The sequence below is a fragment of the Paracoccus sp. (in: a-proteobacteria) genome, from assembly GCF_046462195.1.
Taxonomy (GTDB): domain Bacteria; phylum Pseudomonadota; class Alphaproteobacteria; order Rhodobacterales; family Rhodobacteraceae; genus Paracoccus.
This window is the reverse complement of record NZ_JBKGUN010000245.1, coordinates 1-3413: the sequence shown is the minus strand read 5'-3', so window position 1 is coordinate 3413 and position 3413 is coordinate 1. Positions and strand designations below refer to the sequence as shown.

Genomic DNA, 3413 nt, shown 5'->3' with positions numbered 1-3413 from the left:
CGACTACCAGCGCGTGTTTCCGTTCCTCGGCCGGATCGGCCAAGCACGCCCCCGTTCTCCTGACCCGGCGGCTGGTGGACCTGGAGGCTTCCGGCATTCTCGGTCGCTGCGTCGGGCCCCATCTCCAACGCGTCCAGATCGATGAGCTGACCTCACGGGGCGGAAATGGAGCGAGCCTTTCAGCCTGCAGTGGATCGGCGCAGGAGACCAAGGCTTGGAGGAAGGCTAGATTTCCGGGGTCCCGATGGTGCTCTCTACGCGAATGCAGTTGCGGCTGCAGCAGCAGAGAACTCGGCAGTCAGGTTCGCGTTGAACCTGAGCCGCCACGTTTGGGTACAAAGGCTGGAAAGACAGTCTACGGGACCAGAGTGGCACGGTTTCCGGGAACATAGCAGGATCATTAACGCTGAATCCGACAACCGCCTTGCTTGCTCCGAGAAAGCGGTATGACTGGACAGGCAAAAGTCTATGCAAGAGGCACGCATATCACGCACTGAGGCAGTTTCCGTCACGCACAGGCGTTACACTATCCGCGCCATGGACCTCGGAGGCCAGTGGAAGGCTCGTGCTTTTCTTATCAGTGCTCCGTCGGCACTCGACATCTTGCGGAAGACACGGCGCGAACCAAGGATGATGCTGTGGCGATTATTGCCGCAGCGCTGGATGAGCGCGACCGAGAGTTGCGGGCCCAATGGCGCCTTGATGAAAGAACAGGATTTCTTGTACCGACAACGGGGGAGTGTGAACTCGCCATTCAAATGGCATCTCTGGGCGGCAGCCAGTTGATGATGCTGAAGGCGCATGCGGCTGCTGGCGATGCAGGAATGAGTGCGTTGCAGCTAGCCCAAGCTGGTGGATATGCCGATTTCTCGTCAGCCAATATGCACCATGGAAAAGGGGGCCGGAAGTTGGCGGAACAGATGCACGCCAAACTCCCTGAATCCCAGGTTCGCGCGGGAGAAGACGTGCCCACTACGGCAATTGCAACGTGGCTTCCGACGCCGGGGGATCCTCACAATACCGGACGCTGGATCATGCACCCTGAGCTGCGGGAAGCGGTATCGCGGCTCCCGTAGCTCATCGATCAAAACTGGCCCACCGGCGCATACAGCCCTCGGGCCTCTGCTCCCTACAGTCTTGACGGCCAATGCGAACGGCTTTGCGGTTACATTCCCAAGGAATAAACGCATTAGTCTCCTTGACCCGCGGCTGCGCCTCCGGGTGGCGAAAAGTCGACTCGTGCGGAATAGTGATGACGCCGCGAACGGTGCTGGTGCTGTCGCGGCTTTCGGTTTGCACGGAAGATCAAGGCCTTCACACAAACCTTCTCCGCAAAAGCTGCCTGCTGCACGTCATCGGATTTCTCTCGTTCGGCCATTGGTCGCCCGCGACCGGCTCGCAGACACGCTCTGCGGGTGATGTGCTATTGCAGTCCATCGACTTGGCTGTGGCCGCTGAAGAGTTAGGCGCGGACGGTGCTTACTTCCGCGTGCACTACTTCGCGCGCCAGCTGGCCTCGCCCTTTCCGCTGCTGGCGGCGGTGGGTACACGGACCAAACGCATTGAGATCGGCACCGGTGTCATCGACATGCGTTACGAGAACCCGCTCTACATGGCCGAAGATGCGGGGGCGGCCGATCTCATTTCGGGCGGCCGGCTTCAGCTCGGCATCAGCCGGGGCTCCCCCGAGCAGGTCATCGATGGCTGGCGGTATTTCGGCTATCAGCCTGCCGAGGGCGAAAGCGACGCCGATCTGGGCCGCCGCCACGCTGAGGTGTTGCTCGACGTTCTACGAGGCGAAGGATTCGCGCAACCCAATCCGCAGCCCATGTTCCCGAACCCGCAGGGCCTCCTGCGACTGGAGCCGCATTCGGAAGGCCTGCGCGAGCGGATCTGGTGGGGCGCGGGATCGGATGCGACCGCTGTCTGGGCCGCCAAGCTGGGAATGAACCTACAAAGCTCCACGCTCAAGAATGACGAAACCGGAGAGCCTTTCCATATCCAGCAGGCCAGACAGATCCGCGCCTATCGAACAGCATGGAGCGAGGCCGGTCATGACCGCACGCCCCGAGTTTCGGTCAGCCGCAGCATCTTTGCTTTGGTGAACGATCTTGACCGCGCCTATTTCGGCCGCGGCAATGGAGTCAGCGACAAAATTGGTTATCTCGACGCGCAGACGCGCGCGATCTTTGGCCGCAGCTATGCCGCCGAGCCGGACCAGCTCGTGGCGCAACTGGCGGAAGACGAGGCCATAGCCGAAGCCGACACCCTGTTGCTGACCGTCCCCAACCAGCTTGGCGTCGACTACAATGCTCATGTCATTGAGGCGATCCTGAATCATGTCGCGCCTGAACTTGGCTGGCGTTGAACTCAGGCTATGGCCTGAACTCGATCCCCTTGGCCATTACTGCCGCTAGGCTCCGAGATGGAGCGGTCATCGTGTTTGGTAACTGGACCCCCCGCAGGTGAGGCTGCGGGACGCTTTAGTGGCGAGTACGGCCGCTCCTACAACATTCTTACCAGTTTCGATCAGAACTTACGCCGAGGCTTTGTCGTAACAGGTACGGCGTGAGACAGGAGGGGGCGGCAATTTCTTCGGCTTCAGGCCGTGAGCTTATAGAACTGCTGAAAGGCACTGATCTCGGACCGGAATTGACTGTGCGGCTTATGTTCTCCCAATCGATCTAGGCAATGGTCGATGCTGTTGGCTTAAAGCTCTTGAAGCCCAACATCGGCCTCACTTGGCGCTTGATGAAGCGATGGTCTTGCTTGACTGGGTTATCGAGGTACTTGATCGGCACCATCTGGAACGGCGCAGGGCATCCGAACCGCTTCAACATCCTGTTGATGCCCTTGATGCCGTCGATGTTGGCCGCACTGTCTTTGTCTTCAATATAGGTTTCATCCATGCACTTAGACCTGTCAGTGGGCCGCTTGGAGCGACGCGCACCTTTCGCGACCTGACCAGCATATCGTTCTAGCCATGGATGCAATGTCGCATGATCGACCGTGACACTGTGTTCGCTTATGATCTCTTTAGGGTCACGCCAAGACACTCCGTACTGTCGTGAGACCGAAGAAGACCGCGTGAAGGATCACGTCTTTGGCAAAGTGAGCGACTTGAATGATGCGCTAATGGTTACTCCCCTCAGAACGGCTGACCTCACTCCAATTCGAACCTTCCGGCGCAGACTTACCAAAAAATTTGCGACTTAGCTCGCGAACCAAAAGTGTGTTGATAAAACGGATCAGGTGTTGATCAGACTGCCTTCATCTGCCAAGCGCCGTTCTTCACCATCGATCGTTTGGGCTAGATAGCAAATGCCCCCATGCATGGCGCCATGCGTACATGCACGGGGAAGGTAGTTGTCAAAGGAAGAAATCCTGCTCGTGCAGGGTGATCTGGCGGGACA

General features: G+C 58.7%; 2 protein-coding genes and 1 pseudogene. 2 read left to right on the top strand and 1 reads right to left on the bottom strand.

The features are described 5' to 3' along the window. Positions 1–638 precede the first annotated feature (638 nt). Both ACLHHB_RS15390 and ACLHHB_RS15385 read left to right on the top strand, forming a co-directional pair. Positions 639–1076 carry a hypothetical protein gene (locus ACLHHB_RS15390; protein WP_410219160.1) on the top strand — a complete coding sequence of 146 codons (438 nt, stop codon included), beginning with the start codon at positions 639–641 and terminating at the stop codon, positions 1074–1076. 269 nt (positions 1077–1345) lie between these two features. Then, positions 1346–2368, top strand: coding sequence for an LLM class flavin-dependent oxidoreductase (locus ACLHHB_RS15385; RefSeq protein WP_410219161.1), 1023 nt, complete (start codon positions 1346–1348; stop codon positions 2366–2368). Positions 2369–2601: 233 nt separating this feature from the next. Here ACLHHB_RS15385 and ACLHHB_RS15380 read toward each other — a convergent pair. After that, positions 2602–3137 (bottom strand): annotated as a pseudogene (locus ACLHHB_RS15380) (IS6 family transposase). Positions 3138–3413: the final 276 nt, after the last annotated feature.